This window comes from Nonomuraea sp. NPDC003707 (genome assembly GCF_053587055.1).
In genome coordinates this window covers 226,433-244,413 of the sequence record NZ_JBSFNK010000013.1, presented here as the reverse complement: position 1 = coordinate 244,413, position 17,981 = coordinate 226,433, and the positions used below count along the sequence as shown (strand labels likewise).

The 17,981-nt window shown below is 67.4% G+C and carries 12 protein-coding genes and 4 pseudogenes; 3 read left to right on the top strand and 13 right to left on the bottom strand.

The genetic code is table 11. The annotated features are described in order from the left end of the window. Positions 1 to 289: 289 nt before the first annotated feature. Positions 290 to 436: pseudogene (locus tag ACWDRB_RS31980) on the top strand (acyl-CoA-like ligand-binding transcription factor); the annotation flags it as partial. Here the strand turns inward: ACWDRB_RS31980 and ACWDRB_RS31975 are convergent. Next, the gene (locus ACWDRB_RS31975; protein WP_449899945.1) at positions 431 to 1,453 is read right to left on the bottom strand and encodes a LacI family DNA-binding transcriptional regulator; all 1,023 of its coding nucleotides are present in this window, start codon (positions 1,451 to 1,453) and stop codon (positions 431 to 433) included. The pseudogene ACWDRB_RS31980 and the gene ACWDRB_RS31975 sit on opposite strands and share 6 nt — an antisense overlap. Before the next feature lie 257 nt (positions 1,454 to 1,710). Between ACWDRB_RS31975 and ACWDRB_RS31970 the strand changes: the two genes are divergently transcribed. Next, positions 1,711 to 1,905 (top strand): hypothetical protein, encoded by a 195-nt coding sequence (locus ACWDRB_RS31970; protein ID WP_449899943.1) that lies wholly within the window; start codon positions 1,711 to 1,713, stop codon positions 1,903 to 1,905. Between the two features lie 63 nt (positions 1,906 to 1,968). Here ACWDRB_RS31970 and ACWDRB_RS31965 read toward each other — a convergent pair whose 3' ends face one another. From ACWDRB_RS31965 to ACWDRB_RS31935, 7 genes and pseudogenes are all read right to left on the bottom strand, one after another. Next, positions 1,969 to 3,219, bottom strand: coding sequence for an alpha-L-fucosidase (locus tag ACWDRB_RS31965; protein WP_449899941.1), 1,251 nt, complete (start codon positions 3,217 to 3,219; stop codon positions 1,969 to 1,971). After that, entirely contained in the window at positions 3,212 to 4,810 is a 1,599-nt protein-coding gene (locus ACWDRB_RS31960; protein ID WP_449899939.1) for a hypothetical protein, read from the bottom strand. The genes ACWDRB_RS31965 and ACWDRB_RS31960 overlap by 8 nt, the downstream gene beginning before the upstream one ends. Before the next feature lie 3 nt (positions 4,811 to 4,813). Further along, the gene (locus tag ACWDRB_RS31955; protein WP_449899936.1) at positions 4,814 to 5,674 is read right to left on the bottom strand and encodes a carbohydrate ABC transporter permease; all 861 of its coding nucleotides are present in this window, start codon (positions 5,672 to 5,674) and stop codon (positions 4,814 to 4,816) included. 29 nt (positions 5,675 to 5,703) lie between these two features. Next, the gene (locus tag ACWDRB_RS31950) at positions 5,704 to 6,633 is read right to left on the bottom strand and encodes a carbohydrate ABC transporter permease (protein WP_449899934.1); all 930 of its coding nucleotides are present in this window, start codon (positions 6,631 to 6,633) and stop codon (positions 5,704 to 5,706) included. Further along, on the bottom strand, positions 6,633 to 7,943 hold the full coding sequence (locus ACWDRB_RS31945; RefSeq protein ID WP_449899932.1) for an ABC transporter substrate-binding protein: 1,311 nt from the start codon (positions 7,941 to 7,943) through the stop codon (positions 6,633 to 6,635). Before ACWDRB_RS31945 ends, ACWDRB_RS31950 begins: the two co-directional genes overlap by 1 nt. A gap of 375 nt (positions 7,944 to 8,318) precedes the next feature. Beyond that, positions 8,319 to 8,684, bottom strand: a pseudogene (locus ACWDRB_RS31940) (AMP-binding enzyme); the annotation flags it as partial. Positions 8,685 to 9,463: 779 nt separating this feature from the next. After that, a pseudogene (locus ACWDRB_RS31935) lies at positions 9,464 to 9,907 on the bottom strand (Clp protease N-terminal domain-containing protein); the annotation flags it as partial. 722 nt (positions 9,908 to 10,629) lie between these two features. Here ACWDRB_RS31935 and ACWDRB_RS31930 point away from each other — a divergent pair. Beyond that, positions 10,630 to 11,390, top strand: a pseudogene (locus tag ACWDRB_RS31930) (IS5 family transposase). Between the two features lie 14 nt (positions 11,391 to 11,404). Here ACWDRB_RS31930 and ACWDRB_RS31925 read toward each other — a convergent pair. The 5 genes from ACWDRB_RS31925 to ACWDRB_RS31905 all read right to left on the bottom strand — a co-directional run bounded on the left by ACWDRB_RS31925 (position 11,405) and on the right by ACWDRB_RS31905 (position 17,945). After that, positions 11,405 to 12,502: a serine hydrolase domain-containing protein gene (locus tag ACWDRB_RS31925; RefSeq protein ID WP_449899929.1), complete on the bottom strand. Its 1,098-nt coding sequence runs from the start codon at positions 12,500 to 12,502 to the stop codon at positions 11,405 to 11,407. A gap of 576 nt (positions 12,503 to 13,078) precedes the next feature. Then, a complete protein-coding gene (locus ACWDRB_RS31920; protein ID WP_449899927.1) occupies positions 13,079 to 14,611 on the bottom strand; it encodes a glycoside hydrolase family 43 protein in 1,533 nt (510 codons plus the stop codon). Positions 14,612 to 14,881: 270 nt separating this feature from the next. Further along, on the bottom strand, positions 14,882 to 15,697 hold the full coding sequence (locus tag ACWDRB_RS31915) for a carbohydrate ABC transporter permease (protein WP_449899925.1): 816 nt from the start codon (positions 15,695 to 15,697) through the stop codon (positions 14,882 to 14,884). A 20-nt stretch (positions 15,698 to 15,717) separates the two neighbouring features. Next, the gene (locus ACWDRB_RS31910; protein WP_449899923.1) at positions 15,718 to 16,653 is read right to left on the bottom strand and encodes a carbohydrate ABC transporter permease; all 936 of its coding nucleotides are present in this window, start codon (positions 16,651 to 16,653) and stop codon (positions 15,718 to 15,720) included. Beyond that, positions 16,650 to 17,945: an ABC transporter substrate-binding protein gene (locus ACWDRB_RS31905; RefSeq protein WP_449899921.1), complete on the bottom strand. Its 1,296-nt coding sequence runs from the start codon at positions 17,943 to 17,945 to the stop codon at positions 16,650 to 16,652. The genes ACWDRB_RS31910 and ACWDRB_RS31905 overlap by 4 nt, the downstream gene beginning before the upstream one ends. Between the last annotated feature and the right edge of the window lie 36 nt (positions 17,946 to 17,981).

The following is a 17,981-nucleotide window of genomic DNA, read 5'->3' as shown; positions in this document are numbered from 1 at the left end:
CGCGCGAGTACCGGGCGCATCGGCAGCGTGATCAGTCCAGGCGGTGGAGCGGGGCCCGCCACGGCGTCTACGGAGCCGTTCGCGAACAAGCGCTCAACGACCTGCTGACGGCGGTGTTCAAAGCCAGAAGGCACCACCTCCCGTACAGGTCGCCCCCTTCGTCACCGCCGACAGTGCGGCCGAGACACTGATGGATCCCATCTCCTTCGGCGACACGGCCGGCATCCCCACCCCATAAGAGCCCTAACCGACCGAGGACACGCGTTAAGTTTCGTAGGGTCGGGACCCTGGCGACCCGGAGATTCGCGACGTCGCAGGGGCGATCGTCGGGGTGCTCATGGCACTCTGGTTCGACTGGGCGAAGAATCAGGACATGGATGTGGTGGCCGAGTTCGACCGGGCCATGGCGAACCTGGAGGCCGGGCTGCCTCTATGAGCCCGGCATCCGGGCGGTGCTCTCGCGGACGATCAGCCGGGTCGCCAGCTCGACCCGCAGCGTCTCCGGCTGCTCGCCGTTGATGAGCTGGACGAGCAGCCTGACGGCCATGCCGGCCATGTTCTCCAGCGGCTGCCGAACGGTGGTCAGCGGTGGGGCGATCCACTGGGCGAACGGCAGGTCGTCGAAGCCCACCACGCTGACGTCCTCAGGCACCCTCAGGCCGCACTCCTTCGCCGCCCGGTACGTGCCCAGCGCCTGAAGGTCGTTGCCCGCGAACACGGCCGTCGGCCGGTCGGGCAGCCTCAGCAGTTCCAGGGACAGCCGGTAGGCGGGCTCGTGGGAGTAGTCGCCGTGCCGGATCAGCTCGGGGGCCGGCTCGATCCCGGCCTGATCGAGTGCCGCGCGGTAGCCGTCCAGCCGCACCCTCGAGGTCAGCCGCCCCGCCGGGCCGGTGATCATCGCGATCCGCCGGTGACCCAGCTCGATCAGGTGCCGCGTGGCCGAGAAGCCGCCCTGCCAGCTCGTCGAGCCGACCGCTGGGGTGTCCGGGCTCTCGTCCTCCGACGGCTGCACCACGACGAACGGGATGCCCATGCGTCCCAGCTCGCGTTCCTGCTCGGCGGAGAGCTCGGAGACGACCAGGATCGCGCCGAGCGAGCCCCGGTTGCCGAGCGTGTCGAGCCAGTGCCAGCTCAGCTTGCTCCGCCGGTGCACGGCCGACACGACCAGGCCCATGCCTTCGGCCTGCGCGGCCTCCTCGGCGCCGCGGATCAGCTCGATGGCCCAGGGGTTGTCCAGCTCGTTGATGACGAACTCGATCAGGCCGCCGGAGTGCTCGCCGTGGCCGGGCAGCGTGTAGCCGTGCTGGCCGAGCAGCCGCTGGATCCGGCCGCGGGTCTTGGGGGAGACATCGGACCTGCCGTGAAGAACTTTCGACACCGTCGAAGGTGAGACCCCCGCCTGGACGGCGATGTCCGCCATGGTGCTGCGGCGGGGGACGGTCACGTCGTCCACTTCAAGCCCTCCACTAGAACGCCTTCCCGATCAGAAATCTGCCTGCCCGCCGGACCCTTGACGACCCTCGACGCTGTTTCGCAATGTTTCGCAACCTCTCGGGAGCGGGAATGCGAAGAAGAACCTTCATCGCCGGAACCGGCGCGCTCGGCCTGACCGCCTAGGGATGGCCGCCGGACCGCACCCGTCACACGTACGACGCCGGCACCGGCGAGTGCGACATCAAGGTCGCGGCCGGCGCCCACAACGTCTGCGTGATGCAGGTCTTCGGCGGCGTCGCCTGGGCCACGGTGTTCATGACGCTGGCCATGAACACCGACGCCCTCCACTACTGCGACCAGTCGCGGATCTACGGGCCGATCTTCAACACGTACCTGCGGCTGAACATGGTGCACGAGACCGGCCTCCGCCTCGTGCACGTCCTCGTCAACCGGCGGTTCCGCGCCACCTAACGACGTCTACATCAAGAACAGCCATCTCTACCGGAAGTCCTCATCGGAGGCTCGCCGGGAACCTCAGAGGAACAGCTCGATCACGGGGACGGCGACGTCCGGCGGCTCCACGGGCAGTTCCAGGGTCAGCGTGTCCTCGGGGATCGCGATCGAGTGCACGTGCCCGTTGTCGTACGCCGGGTCCGCCGCCCAGGTGCGGATCTCGGACCCGTCGTTCAGCAGTTGCGCGTACCGGACCTTGCCCGCCAGCCCCGGCAGGTGCAGGTGCCGGAACGGCCACGAGAAGACGTGCACGTACAGCCGGTCGCCGCGCTGCGTGTAACGGCAGTCCGCGGGTGCCTCGAACTCGCTGACTCCCGCCCCGTAGATCGACCGGCTGTGCGACCGCATCCAGTCGCCGATCTCGCGCAGGGTCTCCAGCGCCCGCGGCTCGAACTCGCCGCGGCCGTTCGGTCCCACGTTGAGCAGCAGGTTGCCGTCCTTGGACACCGAGTCGACCAGCATCTTGATCAGCATGTCCGGCGACTTCCAGGTGTGGTTGTCCCGGTAGTAGCCCCAGCTCCCGTTGAGGGTCTGGCACGCCTCCCAGACCGCCCCGATGGGGCCGGTCGGCTGGTATGCCTCGGGTGTGGTGAAGTCGCCCGGCAGTTCCAGCCGGTCGTTGAGCAGGATGTCCGGCTGGAGGCCGCGGATCTTCTCGATGAGCTCCGCCGAGCGCCACTCGGCCTTGCCCTTGCCGCCGTACACCGGCTTGCCCTGCCTGATCCGCTTGCTGTAGGAGAAGTCGAACCACAGCGTGTCGATGGGGCCGTAGCGGGTCAGCAGTTCGTCGACCTGACCGTGCAGGTAGTCGGCATATTTCGTGACATCGCGTTCGGGGAGGTTCCCGCCCTCGACGTACGCGGGGTGCAGCCCGTCGATGGGGAAGTCCGGGTGATGCCAGTCCAGCAGCGAGTAGTAGAACCCGACGCCCAGCCCCCTCCTCCGGAACGCCTCCACGAACGGCCCGATCAGATCCTTGCCGTACGGCGTGCCGCTGACGCAGTAGTCGGTCAGCTCGGAGTCCCACAGGCAGAACCCGTCATGGTGCTTGGCGGTCAGCACCGTGTACCGCATCCCGGCCCGGTCGGCCGCCTCCGCCCAGGCCTCCGGGTCGTACAGGTCGGGGTCGAAGTGCTCGAAATAGCGCTGGTAATGCTCGTCGGAGAGCCGCTCGCGCTGCTTGACCCATTCGTGCCGGGCGGCCAGCGCGTACAACCCCCAATGGACGAACAACCCGAAACGCCGCTCCCTGAAGGTGTCGGTCCTAGACATGGCGGAAACCTCTTTCGTGGAGTTGGGCCGCGTACAGCGACGGGATCTGCAGGTCGGCCTCGCCGACGCCCTCGACGTGGCCGATCGGCTGCGCGAACGGACCGTTGGCGTTCACCACGGCGTTCCTGGCGCCGACGACGTAGTTCTGTGCGGTGGGCGGCTTCTGCACGACGATCTGGGTCCCGGACATGTCGCACCCCCAGGCCACGGAATGGGCCGCCGACCAGCCGTGCGACGTACCCCACCAGCCTCGGTTGTACAGGCCGAGCGTCAGCGTGCGATGCGGGTTGACCTCGCGGTGGCCGTCGAAGAGCAGGCCCGTGTTCCAGCGCCGATGACCCTCGCTGGTGTTGTAGGTCTCCTCGGAGGTTCCGCGCAGGAAGACGATCCCCGAGTTCGAGGCGGCGCCGTTGCAGATGAACGCGTGCCTGGCCTTCGTGGCGTGGCAGTCCTTGAAGAGCACGAGCTGGGCGAACGGGTGGGCACAGAAGTTGTAGCGGTTCCCGCCCGCGGAGGTCGCACCGGTCGGCTCCAGCGCGCGGCAGTTGTCGACCGTTACCCGGGTGGCTTCCCACGCCTCCATCCCGACCTGCCAGAACCGCAGTGCCGTGCAGTCGCGGATCCAGGCGTCCTCGGCGCGGAAGACGCGGATGGCGTTCTGCACCGCCGACTTGTCCACGAACGGGTCGCCGGTGAACTCGACGTCCACCCGCAGCCGCTCGACGCCCACCTGGGTGACCACGCCGGCCCGGTCGGTCTTGTAGAGGTACGACTGAGACAACGACCGGTCCAGGTGGTTGTAGACCGGCGCGTCGACGGTCACCTGATTGCCCCGGATGTCGGTGATGTAGCGGTTGTAGAGGATGGGCTCCTCATCCACGTTCCACGGCCGGCCGGTGTCGTGCCCCCCGTAGTCGATGGCCTTCAGCCACCCCTCCGAGCAGGGATGGAAGATGATGACGTTGTCGCCGGGCCGCAGCCCGCGGGCGTCGGCGACCTCGAACGAACGCTCGCCCACCTGGACGAAGCCGGAGACGATATCGGTACGGGTGCCCGGCACTTCGCCCCGCCAGGCCGACCAGTTCACCGGCCCCTCGCCGCCCGCGACGATCACGGTGCGGTTCGCCGCTCCCGCGGCCGTGGCCATGATGACCGAGTTCTCCGCCGGATCCTCGCCGTCTCCCGAACCACGCAACACGGTCCTGCTGGAGCGCACGTAGATCGTCCCGGACACCGGGTAGCGGCCCGGCAGGAGCAGCAGCGCCCCGCGCCGGTGCTCAGGCAGCGCCGCGATCTCGTCCAGCGCGGCCTGGATGTGGGCCGTGTTGTCGCCCTCGATCGGCCTGATCGTCTTGACCACGCGCAGGTGCGGGAGCGGCCGCTCGCCGTTGCGGTAACCGGCGTGGCTGAAGTCGGGGACGCGGTTGCGCTCGGCGTCCTCGGCGTAGACGAGCCTGCCGTGCCTGCGGTACACGAGCGTCGAGGGCCAGGAGCCGGCCTCGGCGTAGGCGGACGGCGCCCCGGCCATGCCGGTCAGCGCGAGTGCGCCGCCTGCCGCCAGCAGGGTGCGGCGGCTGAGATCGTGAGTCATGAGCTATCCCTTCACAGCCCCGGCCACCAGGCCGGACAGGAACGTACGTTGGAAGGCCAGATAGACGATCAAGCTGGGCAACATGGCGACGAGCGCCCCGGCGAGCAGCGGGCCGGGCCCGATCTCCGGATTGGTGCGCAACATCGACAACCCCACCCCGATCGGGTAGTTGTCCGGGGTCTCGGCCACGATCAGCGGCAGCAGGTACTGGTCCCAGACCATGTTGAAGCCGAAGATCGTGATCACGCCGAGCGCCGGACGGCACAACGGCAGGATGACCTGCAGGAAGATACGCAGCTCACCGGCGCCGTCAACGCGGGCGGCCTCCTCCAGTTCGGCCGGGATCTCCTTCATGAACTCGCTGATCACGAAGATCGAGAACCCCCACGCGCCCAGCGGCACGATCATGCCCAGTAGCGACCCCCTGAGCGAGACGCCCAGCAGCGGCAGATCGTTCAGCACCAGCGACAGCGGGATCGCGATGACCTCATCGGAGATCATCATCGTGGCCAGGATGGCCACCAGCACGAACGCCTGCCCGCGAAACCTCTTCCGAGCCAGCGCGTACCCGGCGAAAACGCTCACCGTCACCTGCAGCAGCAGCCCGCCGCCGGTGATGAACAGCGAGTTCATGAAGAACCGCCACAGACCCTGATCAGCCGCCACCTCGAAGTTCACCAGCGTCGGGTTCGACGGGAACAACGACATCCGGCTGGGGTCGTTGCTCCGGTCGAACGCCCCCGTGAAGATCGCCAGCAGCGGCCCGCAGAAGACGACGAGCACGACGGCGTAGATGAGGATCCGGGCCGCGGACGCCAGAGGGTGCTTGCGCCCCCAGGCCCAGCCGAGCGTGGTGTCAAACATCGAGCTCCCTCACCTGGGCGAGCGTGGTCTCAGACATTGAGCTCCTTCCGCCTGCGGTAGAGCGTGACCGCGGCCGTGAGCAGCAGCGTCGCCACGAACAGCACCACCGAGGCGGCGGTGGCGAAGCCCATGTCGCCCGTACGGAAGCCGGTGGCGAAGATCCGCGTCATGATCACGTCGGTGGCGCCCGCCGGACCGCCGCCGGTGAGCACGTAGATCTCGGTGAACACGCGCAGGCTGCGGACGCAGGCCAGGATGATGAGGATCGTCACGACCGGCCGGAGCGCGGGGATCGTGACGTACCTGATCCGTTGCAGCAGGCCCGCGCCGTCGATCGCGGCCGCCTGGTAGAGCTGCCGGTCGATCCCCGCCAACCCGGCCAGGATGATCATCATGTCGTACGGCGCGCCCTTCCAGATCCCGACCAGGATCACCCAGCCCAGAGCGCCGTTCGGGTCGTCCAGGAACTTCTGGGTGTCACTGCCGAACCAGCCGAGCAGGGTGTTGAGCATGCCCTCCTCGCCGGGGAAGTACAGCAACCGCCACACTTCCGCCACCACCGCGGTCGCCGTGACTACCGGCAGGAAGGCCGCCGTACGGACGAACCACAACGTCCTGGCCTTGCCCTCCAGCAGCAGCGCGAGCATGAACCCGAGGAGGATCGAGCCGCCGGTCTGGCCCACCGCGTACACCAGGGTGTGGGCGGTGGCGTCGCGGAAGGCCTCCTCGGCGAAGACCCGGCGATAGTTCTCCAGCCCCAGCCACTCATTGCCGAGGAACGGCTGCACCTTGAAGAAGCTCAGCCACATGCCCTCGGCCATTGGGATGTACTTGAAGTAGAGGAAGAGGATCAGCGCGGGCGCCAGGAAGAGCCACGGCACCAGGGCCGCGTTCCGCCTGCGCGCTGTTCCGGTCCGGCCCGCCGGGGCGACGGCGGCGCGCTCCGTGGTGAGCGTCATCAGCCGACCTTCTGGGTGGCCAACTCGGTCTTGAAGCCCCCGGCCAGCTCGGTCAGCGCCGCCTGCACGTCGGTGCCGCAGTCGGCGAAGACCTTGTTGAGCGTCTCGGCCGACTTCTGCCGGAACGGTTGCCAGTTCGGCACGTTCGGGAAGTACTTGCCGTCCTTCTCGTAGATCTCCTTGATGGCCGTCCAACGGTCGTCCTGGCGTTCGGTGAACACGTCCACGCTCTTGTTCACGGGCAGCTTGACGATCGCACCGTCGGAGTTGCCCGCCATGCCGATCTTCTGCGCCTCAGGCGTAATGAGGTACTCGGCCAGCTTCTTCTGCTGGTCCTGGAGCTTGGAGCCGGCCATCAGGTAGACGTTCTCGCCCTCGGCCATCGAGGTCGCCCCTGCCGGGCCGGCCGGCGAGGGGATCACCTCGTACTTGTCCTTGCCCAGGCTCTTGTCGAACCGGCCGAACAGGTACGGGCCGGTCAGGTAGATGCCGGCCTTGCCGGTCTCGAAGAACGGGTGGGCGTCCTTGGTGACCAGGGTGAGCGCGCCGGGGATGACGAGCTTGTCCTTGCAGAAGAGGTTCTGCAGCCACTTGACGGCTTCGACGGACTTCGGCTGGTCGATGGCAGGCGTGAACCTGCCGCCCGACTCGGTCAGGAACTCCCCGCCGCCCTGCCAGATGTAGGTGGAGGCCCACCAGGACGCGTACCCGCGCTCGGTGGAGGCCGGGACGACCATCCCGTACGTGTCGGCCTTGCCGTTGCCGTCCGGGTCCTTCTCCTGGAACGCCTTGGCCAGGGCGACCAGGTCCTCCCACGTCTTCGGGACCTCGGCGCCGACCTTCTCCCGCCAGTCCTTCCTGATGAGCGTGGCGACGGTCTGCACGGTGTACGGCACCGCGTAGTACTTGCCGTCGTGCCCCTTGGCCTGCTCCCACGCGCGTTCGTGCAGCTCGCCCTGGCCCGCGATCTGGTTACGGTCCACCGGGCCGATCAGCCCTTGGCTGACGTTCGTCCCGAGCATGCCTGAGTCGTTGATGATGATGTCGGGCAGGTTGCGCGCGGCGACGGCCTCCTGCACTTTGCCGTCCCAGTTGTCGAGGACCGGCACGTACTTGGTCTTGATGCCGGTCTTGGCGGTGAACGCGGCCAGCACCTTCTTGGTCACCTCGGCGGACGCGGGCGAGGCCCGGTTCCAGACCTCGAGCAGATCGTCGTCGGCGGCCGATGAGGAACCTCCGCAGGCTGACGTCGAGGCGATGAGACCGGTGGTCAGTGCGAGGGTGGCGAGCGAACGGCGGGGGGAGGGCATACGGCACTCCATACCTCAAGCGAAGGGAGTTGCGAAAGCTTTCGCAACTTCGAGATGCCCGGTAACGTAGAGGAAACATCGGATGTAGGTCAAGATCTGGCGGCTCTGGATGGTGGTGAACCACATGCGCGCGGGACGGAGGTCGGATGTATGTCGCGCCGAAGGTCCGGCTACGCCGCCGCCCGCCCGCCGCCCGCCCGCGTCACCGTGCGCATCGGCGTCGGCCGCCCGGGGGTCGCCTGCCGCGCCCAACGGCGCCGGCTCATCGCGGCCGCTCACCGCTTACCGGCGCCTGGCCTCGAAACGGCGCCACCGGGTGCCGTCATGCCCAGCCGCACCTGCCATCACCAGGCGCGGCTGGTATCAGGGCGCGCATCACGCGGGCCCCGTACACCTACAGCCGGGATAGTTCCCCCCACCGTGGGTGGCGGCCAGCGCGTCGCAGTCCGGGGTGAACCCGCGCTTGGGGACCTCGTCCACGAACGCCACGTCCCTCGGCTTCTTGTACGACGCCACCTGCGTCCTGACGTGCTCGATCAGCTCGTCGGCGGTGGCGGCGGCGTCCGGATTGAGCGCCACCACGGCCTTGACCGCCTGGTGCCAGGTCGGGTCCGGGACGCCGATCACCGCGGCGTCGGCCACCGCGGGATGCGACTTGAGCGCCCGTTCCACCTCCGCCGGATAGACGTTCTCGGCCCCGGACTTGATCATGCGAAGCTTGGGCCCGATGAACGTGATCGTGTCCCGCTCGGAAACACGGTTGTGTGCTGTGAGCTGGAGTTTTGCCGCAGGATCAGAGCGGCCGCAGCGGGATCACACCGACCGGCTCTGGCTCACGGCATTGTCTCGGCTGGTACTCCGCCGCCAGTGGGCGGAAGTATTCCCGGTCACCCCAGCGACGATCCTGCGCCGGCACCGCAACCTCGTAGCGCGTAAATGGACCTTCACCGACAGACGGCGCCAAGGGCGGCCCCGCACCCGCCAGCCGATCAAGGCACTGATCGTTCGGATGGCCCGGGAGAACCCAACGTGGGAGCACCGGAGATTCCAGGGCGAGTTGGTGGGACTACAGCGACCGTCGCCGTCTCGGACGGCCCTCCACCGCGGCTGCGGGCAAGGCCCTTATCGTGCGCATGGCGCGGGGAACCCGAGGTGAGGGCACCGGCGTATCCACGGTGAACTGGCCCGCCTCGGCCACAAGATCTCGCCCGACGCTGCCACTACCAACGCAGATACGAGCCATGATCGCGAAATGTCACTGGAGTACCAGTCCAGACGGCTGTCCAGGCCAACCCGAACGCCCGTGTCGGTCACGGCCAGCGCGGTGTCATCGACCGGCGCCATGCCGGTCCAGGAGTTCAAGTTGGTCATCCGTTCAGCGTGCACCCTGACCTAAGGTCGGAGTTAACCCCAGGGTGACACCCACGCTCACCAGCGCAGTTCAGTCAGCCGGGCCGCCCGAGGCATCGCATGCTGCGGCGCCTCACACCTGCGAACCTCTGATCACTTCCGAGCGCCTATTTGGCCACGTGTTGCTGAACGAGTTCGTCTGTGGCCTGCCCGACACGGTCGAGGTCGACCCCGAGCTTGACCAGCACCTGGGCCGCCGCACTCGCACCATCGCGGACGAGCCCGAGCAGGAGGTGCTCGGTGCCGATGTAGTCGAGGCCGCGCTGCAAGGACTCCTGGTTCGACGACTCGAGGGCTTCGCTGGCCGACGGGGTGAACGGAAGGTATCCCGATGCAATGGACTGGCCTCGGCCCTGGCTCTCCTCAACCTGCCGGCGCACGTCTTCAAGGCTCAAGGCCAGGTTCTTGAGAACCGTGGCACCCACGCCCTCACCTTCCCGGATCAAACCGAGGAGAAGATGCTCGGTACCGATGTAGTCGTGGTCGAGCATTCTGGCCTCGTCCTGGGACAGGACGACAACACGCCGCGCCCGGTCGGTCAACTTCTGGAACATCCTGCCACTCCTCGCAAAACAGTTGGTCAGGCCGGTGAACGTGATTTCATCCTTCCGTATGCTTGGGGGTGTCTGATACATGATCAACGTTCGCGGTTGATCGCAACTGAAGATGCGAGACACGCCGGACTTTGTCCGGCCCCAGGCCGCGGTCGGGTGGGCGCTGGCGCCCAGCACGCGAACACGCCTGCCGGCATGCTCGATGACCCGCCAGGATGTACTGGCGCTGCCCGTTGAGGGTGACAGTCTCGATGAAGTCGCAGGCCAGCAGCGCGTCGGCTTGCGAACGCAGGAATCGGCCCACGTAGTGGATGCCTGTGCAGGGGACGGATCTATGCCTTCCTGCTTGAGGGTCTCCCAACCGCTTGGGCCGGCTGGCGCGAGGCGGTGCCGGGTGACCGGGTGTGCGTGCTCCCGGCCACGCGGGCCTCGCGGCTGCTAGCCATCCCGGGCTGCGGAGTGCTCGGCGCGGCCACCATCATCGGTGAAACCGCCCGAACCGTAGCCACCCCGACTGCTGCGCCGTCGCTTCTTCAGCGTGGTCCACCGCACCTCAAGGCGGATGAACGTACGGACAGGGCACACGACGACGACCACTGCAACCTGGAGGTTCACCGTCGCCCTCTTCGTCACGGATCATCCCTTTCCTGCTACAGGAAACGATCTTTACTTCTAGGGCGTGTCCCGTGATCTTTGGCGCCGGTTTGGTGTAGATCATTAGCGTGGACGAGGAACGTCGGAAACGTCATGATCTGACCGATGAGGAGTGGGCACGGCTGGAGCCGCTACTGCCGGTGAGCACGGGCTGGGGCGCGCGGTGGAACGACCACCGGACAGTGATCAACGGGATCTTCCACCGAACGCGGACGGGCACCCCGTGGCGGGACCTGCCGCCCTGCTACGGGGCGTGGAAGACGGCCGACAACCGGCATCGCCGCTGGTCACTGGATGGGACCTGGGCACGGATCCTCGATGAGTTGCGGGCGGGGTGCGATGAGGCCGAGGGCGAGGACTGGACGGTCAGCGCCGACTCCACAGTGGTGCGCGCCCACCAGCACGCGGCCGGGGCGCGGCATGCCCCGGCCAGCACGGCGACTCGCCCCGCTTCATCCCCCTGATGGAGTCCATCCGCATCCGGCGGCGCGGGCTGGGCAGGCCGCGCAAGCGGCCCGCCCGCGCGACGGGCGACAAGGGGTACTCCTCTCGGGGAAATCGCGCCTACCTGCGCAGACACGGTATTCAGGCGGTCATCCCTGGCAAGGAGGATCAAAAGGCCAACCGCCTCAAGTGGGGCTCGGCCGGAGGCTGCCCGCCCAACTTCGACGCTGAGCGGTACAAGGAACGCAACACCGTCGAGCGCTGCGTCAACAAGCTCCGCCAGCATCGGGCCGTGGCCACCCGCTTCGACAAGCGAGAGCGCATCTACCAGGGCGCCATCGATGTCGCCTCGATCCGGATCTGGCTCCGGGACCCCGTCACGTGAGAACAGGACACGCTTTATGTCGCCGGGCAGAACACCGATTTGAGAGCGTTGGTGATGCGTTGCGGCGTGGTCATGCGCTCGGCATCGTCCATGGCCACCGTCACGGACACGGCGAACTGCAGGCGGCCGTCGGAGGAGGTGTAGGTCGCGGCGGTGAAGCCGGGGGCGCTGCCCCCGCCTCCTGAGGCGAACTCGGGCTTGCCGGCGCACGGGCCGCCCGAAGGCAGCGGCGGCATGCCAGGCGCCGGATCGGTGATCACTTTGCGCAGTGACTCCGGCAGGAGTCTGCCCTGGCGGAAGGCGCGCTGGAAGGCGCTCATGTCGCGCGCGGTGGAGACCACGCCGCCGGCGCCGAGCATGGTGGTGACGTTGAGCTTGTCGACATCGTGCAGCTTGCCCGTCTCGTCTGGGGCGTAACCGTGCCCGTGCGGGCCCTTGATGCCCACCGAAGCCTTCATGGGCAGGTAGGTATCGCGCATTCCGAGCGGGGCGAAGAGCCTGCGGTTGAATTCAGCCGCCAGTGACCTCCCAGCCAGTTTCTCGATGATCATGCCGAGCAGGATGTAGTTGGTGTTGGAGTAGTTGAAGGTCCCGATCTCCACGGGCCGGGGGTTCTTGCGCGAGGCCGCCAGCAGGTCGGTCGGGCGATAGTTGCGCGTGGGGTCCAGGGGATTCACGTCCGCGCCGATGTAGTCGGGGATGCCCGAGGTCAGCTGGATCAGGTTGCGTACCGTGATCTCGTCGGCCCGCTCCACCAGGTCCTTGTCCGCCACCTCCGGCAGGACCGCGCTGAGTTTGTCATCCAGGCTCAGCTTGCCCTCCTTGACCAGCTGCAGCACCACGGTGGCGGTCATGCCCTTGGTCTGCGAGCCGATCCGGTAGCGGGCGGTAGACGGGATCGCGCCACCCTTGCCGTCGAGCAAGCGGGACCCGGCCGATCCCTTCCCGACCCGCTTGCCGTCCACATACACCTCGCCGATGGCGCCCACCACAGAGCCCGTCTTCACCAAGTCTTCCATCGCCTTCTGCACATCCCCGACCTTGATGGGGTCGGCAGATATCGAGGCGGTCGCGGGCGCGGCCACACTCAGGGCCAGCGCCGCGCACGCCACCGAGGCGACGCGAGCTACTGCCGCTCGACGCGAAACCATGAAGTCTCCCTCTGTGGAAGTCCGAAAAATCAGATGTCGAGCCACAGTTCTAGGGCGGGACATGTTTCCTTGGTGTTATCCCGAACCGTGCAGCTACGGCTTCCGCCCCCGTAATCGCGCAACACGGCGGCACCGCCGCCTCCCCGGCAAAGTCGGTGACCTTGCTGGCGGGGACCTCCTGCCCACCGCCATCACATGATCACGGGACATGCTCTAGTTGCGTCTTATGTGATGATCACCCGTTTTCCCATATTCGTTCGAAAGGTAGTGAGTGAACACACGCCGATCATCATCCGGCTTACCCATCCGAATGCGCCGCCGTGCTGCCCTGGTGGCGGCTCTGGCCCTGCCGCTCTCGCTGATGAGCGCGCCCGCAACCGCCCAGGGTCCACGCCATCCCCCTCCCCGACCTCCACCTCGGCGGCTCCGTCAGGCGCCACTGCGGATCCCGCTCTCAAGACCGCCTGGGATAAGGCCACCAAGTCCGGCCAACCTGTCGAGGTGCCCTCAAAGTTCACCGAGACCATCAACGCGTCGCTACTGCGCGGCGATGAGCGGTTCCTGCTCGACCCCCTCGTAGGAGAACCAGTCGAATGCGGCGGAGCCCTCGATGGCGTACATGCCGATGACGCGGCCGGTGAAGCCGGTGGCGACCTCCGTGGACAGGTAGCGGCCGTCCAGTTCGGCCAGCGGTTCGCCCTCTGCGGACAGGGTGATGGTGTCGGGTCCGGTGGAGAACACGCCCAGGGGCTCGTCGGTGAGCTGGCCGGTACCGGTCAGGGATGGAGGCAGGATGTGGTGCGTTCGGATGTCGACGGCCAGGGTCACTGGGCCGGGCGGTAGCGCGCGGCCGGCCACCTGCTGGCGCAGCGGGCCGATTCGGGCGATCACGCGTACGTGCCCGCTGCTCACCTCCAGGTCGTAGTGGTGGGCCTCGTCGAGGCGAATGGACAGGCCGGCGGTGGCCGTGCCGGGGTCCAGCCGGGCCTGGATGCGGCAGTCGTGGTGCTGCTGGCGGCGGCCGATGAAGGTGTGGCCGGGGCGGTCCAGAGTGGGGCCGGTCGCGTGCAGGGTCAGCCAGCCGGGGCGTTCGGTCAGGGACCACGAGGTGTGGGGGCGGGTGCGGGGTGAGATCCAGCAGGGTGCCAGGGATGGTCCGTCGAAGTCGTCCCGGGATGCGGGCTCGGGCAGGGGATGCCGGATGGAGGGGGCGGGGTGTTGCTCCTCCGCCGGCCCGGTGACGGGCCAGCCGTCCTGCCAGGTCACCGGGACGAGGAAGGTCTCGCGGCCCAGCACGTGGAAGCCGGGGGTGGCCCCGCGCGGGCGGGTACCGAGCAGCAGCATCCACCAGGTGCCGTCGGCCGCCTGGACGAGATCGGCGTGGCCGGTGCTCTGGATCGGCCGGTTGGTGCTGCGGTGGGTCAGGATGGGGTTGCCGGGCGCGCTCTCGTACGGGCCGCGCGGTGAGCGGGCGCGGGCCACGGATACGCAGTGGCCGCGCGCAGTGCCGCCCTCGGCGATCAGCAGGTACCACCAGTCGCCGATGTGGTAGAGGTGCGGCGCCTCCGGGAACTGCAGACCGGTGCCCGGCCAGGCCAGGTAGGGGCCCTCCAGCACTGTGCCGCGCTCGGGGTCGATGCGCGCCACGTTGACGCCGGAGACGGCGCACCAGCACTCTCCGTCCTCGTCCCAAGCCAGATCCGGGTCGATGCCGGGCAGGTCGATCCACACCGGATCCGACCACGGGCCCTCGGGACGGTCACTGGAGACGAGAAAGGTGCCACCGGCGCCGACCAACGTAGTGATCACGTAGAACCGGCCGCCATGGTGGCGAATGGTGGGCGCGTAGACGCCACGCGAGGCCGGGATGCTCGGCGGCAGCCGTAGCTGTGAGGGCCGGTCCAGGACGTTGCCGAGTTGCTCCCAGTGCACCAGGTCACGACTGTGAAAGATCGGTACGCCTGGGAAATATTCGAAGCTGGAGCACACCAGGTAGTAGTCATCGCCTACTCGGCACACGCTGGGGTCGGGGAAGAACCCGCCGATGACCGGGTTGCCATATGTACGCATCGAAACTCGCAGGGTGGTGGTTGAGGTGTGGGTGCCGACGTTCATCTCGCGCGGAGGGCATTGGATCGTTCTGACGGACCCTTGATGCGAGAGCCGCCGCCTGGGGCAGGAACATCTGCTGGTTCGGGGTGCGCTCACGACGCCGCCGGCTGCAGGGCGGGCGCCTGATCCGCTACAACGTCCCGGCGAAATCCTCGGCCCGCACGGCGCCGGCAAGACCACCACCTTGGGGAGGCCGGCCAACGCGCCGCCGAATCGGCGCGGGCCTGCCTACTTGATCGCGCCCGCGCCGATGCCCTTCACGATGTGACGTTGCGCCATCAGATAGAAGATCACGACCGGCACGATCGAGATGGTGGTCGCGGCCAGGAGGATCTGCTGCTGTGGCGTCTCGGCGGAGGTGAAGGCGGTCAGGCCGCGCTGGACGGGCATGAGGGAGTTGTCCTCGAACAGGACGAGCGCCATGAGGTACTCGTTCCACGCTCCCAGCCCCTGAATGACCGCCACGGCGGCGAGGCCGGGCCGCGCCAGCGGGAGGATCACGTTCCAGAAGATGCGCAGCGGGCCGGCGCCGTCCAGCGCGGCCGCCTCCTCCACAGCGCGGGGCTGGCTGACGAAGAAGCTGCGCATGATGAGCGTCGACATCGGGATGCCCGAGGTGATCAGGATCAGCACGTAGCCGACGGGATTGTTCGTCAGGTTGAGTGAGATGAGCAGCTTGTACTGCGCGAGGAACATGGCGGGCGCGGGGATGATCATCACGGCGAGGATGACGAGCGTGAACACGCCCTTGCCCGCGAAGTCGAGCCGCGCGAGCGCGTACCCGGCGAGGCTGGACACCAGCAGGATGCCGATGACGGCGGATCCCGTGTAGATCACGCTGTTTCGCAGGTAGATGCCGAGTTCGCCTTGGACCCATGCGGTCACGTAGTTGTGCCACTGCGGGTCGGCGGGCAGGAAGCTCTTGTTCGAGAGCAGCTCCGTGAGGCTCTGCAGAGATCCGGACAGCATCCACAGCAGGGGGAACAGCGCGATCAGCGCGGCGACACCCAGCAGTCCGTACAGGCCGACCCTGTGCAGGGGCACCCTTCCTGTCGCCCGGCTGCTCATATGCGGGACCTCCGCCTGGTGATCGTGAGCTGGAGCACGGACAGCAGCACGAGGGCGCCGCCGAAGATGACCGACATGGCCGCGGCGCTGCCGTAACGCCAGTTGACGAACGCCTCGTTGTAGATCGCGAGGGTCGGCACCATCGTGTGGTGGCCTGGTCCGCCGTTGGTCAGCACCTGCACGGTCCCGAAGATCTGGAGCGCGGCGAGCAGCGTGAGCAGGCTCACGATCGACGTGACCGGAGCCAGCTGCGGCCAGGTGACGTACCGAAACTTCGACCAGCGGTTCGCGCCGTCGAGTTCGGCGGCCTCGTACAGTTCCTTCGGCACGTCCTGCAGCCCCGCGAGGAAGAGCAGGAAGCCGAACCCCCAGTGGAACCAGACGAACACCGCCGCCACGACGGGCAGCGCGACGGCCGGCTCGCCAAGCCAGTTCTGCTGGAGCGTGCCCAACCCCGCCAGGCTGAGCAGCCGATTGAGGACGCCGGATCCAGGGGCCAGGATGAACGAGAACAGCAGACCGACGACGACCACCGACAACACGCCCGGCAGGTAGAAGACAGTGCGGAAGAACGTCTTGCCGCGAGTGATGTTGTTGACGGCCAGCGCCATGCCCAAGGCGACTCCGTTGCCGACGACGAAACCGACGACACCGAAGAACAGGACGTTGCGCATGGACGCCCAGAAGACCGGGTCGGAGGCGACGAAGTCGTAGTTGGCCAGCCCCACCCAGGGGGTGTCGGGGCTGACGCCGTCCCAGGACTGGAAGCTCAGCAGGATCGCCTGCGCGAACGGCGTGATCGTGAAGATCCCGATGAGCGCGATGGCCGGCGCCAGGAACAACCAGCCGATCAGGTTGCGCCGAAGGGTGCGCCTCCCGCGCGGCGCCCGAGGTGGACGCCGCACGGGAATCGCGAGGTGCTGCGCCGTCATGACGTACGGTCCTGCGCCGCCTGGATGTTGGTGAGCACCTCGTCCACCGTCGCCTCGCCCAGCACCAAGCGCTGAGACTCCGCTCTGATCGCGGTGATCACGTCAGGTGTGAAGGTCGTCGACATGACTTGCATGCCCTTCACTCCGGCGGCGAACCCCGTGAGCTGGTCGGGGATGTCCGCGCCGGCGAGGAGTTTCGGGTTGCTGGGGAGAATGCGAGCGGTCTTGGCGAACACCGCCTGCTGCTCGGGCTCGGTCAGCCACTTCACGAACGCGAGCGCCTTGTCGGAATGCTTGCCCCTCGGGTTGATCACCGCGCCCTTCCCGGGGACACCCGGCGAGCGTGGGTCGTGGACGCTTCCGGGAGCCTTGGGGACCCCGGTGGAGAAGTAGTCCTCGAATTCCGGGTTCGTCCTGTGGCCGACCGCGATGCCGGGGGCGGCGTCGAAGATGGCACCCATCGACTTGGTGAAGAAGGACGACTCCACGTTCGGGTGGTCGTCCTGGCCACCGGGGATGGAGTTGTCGGCGAGGACGCCGGCCTTTTTCAGGTCGACCAGGAATTGGAAGGCGTTGCGCCAACCGTCCTGTTTCCAGCTCGCTTTCCCGTTGAAGGTCGCTTCGATCTCGGCGTCCGTCAGCCAGTTCGAGGCGAGGGCCTGGATGATGTTCGGCGTCTGCGAGGCCGCGATGGAGAATTTCGCTCCCTTCGCGGCGAGCGCATCGATGAATTCTGCCGTCGTCGCGGGCGGCTTTTTCGCCGATATTCCGGTCAGCGCCGGGTTGATGAGGAAGCCGTACGTCTGCGTCTCCCAGTGCACCGAGTAGACGCCGGGCTTGACCCCGAGGTTGTTGCCTTCCTGGAACGTCGACATCTTGAGCACGGCGGGGCTGAAGTTCTTGCTCCAACCGGCATTCAACTCGGCAGAAAGGTCCATCGCCCAGCCGGCCTTGTAGAACGGCGCCATCTGGGACGCGTCGAACGACGAATAGATGTCGGGCATGGATCTGGACTGCGCCTTCGCCTGCAGCTTGGGCAGGTAGTCGACCGGACCGGGCGTGTCGACAGTGATCTTGACGCCGGTCTTCTTGGTGTACTGCTGCGCGAGCTGGGTGAGCGCGGCCTCTTGCCCGCGAGACTGGTTCATGAAAGTCAGTCCGGCGTCCCCGGTGTTGGATTCGCCGGATGACGAACAGCCTGCCAGAGCAAGTGCCCCGACGATCGCCAATGATCCTGCGGTCGCGATGATGGTGCGGCGACGGGCGCCGCGTGCTGTGGATTTCGTACCCATGGTTCTCGCCTCTGGAAGCCTTGGATGGGGGGAGGC

Coding starts and splice junctions, on each gene's coding strand:
- ACWDRB_RS31965 (WP_449899941.1), bottom strand. CDS start 3,219: ATGTCTAGGACCGACACCTTCAGGGAGCGGCGTTTCGGGTTGTTCGTC.
- ACWDRB_RS31945 (WP_449899932.1), bottom strand. CDS start 7,943: ATGCCCTCCCCCCGCCGTTCGCTCGCCACCCTCGCACTGACCACCGGT.
- ACWDRB_RS31960 (WP_449899939.1), bottom strand. CDS start 4,810: ATGACTCACGATCTCAGCCGCCGCACCCTGCTGGCGGCAGGCGGCGCA.
- ACWDRB_RS31905 (WP_449899921.1), bottom strand. CDS start 17,945: ATGGGTACGAAATCCACAGCACGCGGCGCCCGTCGCCGCACCATCATC.
- ACWDRB_RS31910 (WP_449899923.1), bottom strand. CDS start 16,653: ATGACGGCGCAGCACCTCGCGATTCCCGTGCGGCGTCCACCTCGGGCG.
- ACWDRB_RS31970 (WP_449899943.1), top strand. CDS start 1,711: ATGCAGGTCTTCGGCGGCGTCGCCTGGGCCACGGTGTTCATGACGCTG.
- ACWDRB_RS31955 (WP_449899936.1), bottom strand. CDS start 5,674: ATGTTTGACACCACGCTCGGCTGGGCCTGGGGGCGCAAGCACCCTCTG.
- ACWDRB_RS31920 (WP_449899927.1), bottom strand. CDS start 14,611: ATGCGTACATATGGCAACCCGGTCATCGGCGGGTTCTTCCCCGACCCC.
- ACWDRB_RS31950 (WP_449899934.1), bottom strand. CDS start 6,633: ATGACGCTCACCACGGAGCGCGCCGCCGTCGCCCCGGCGGGCCGGACC.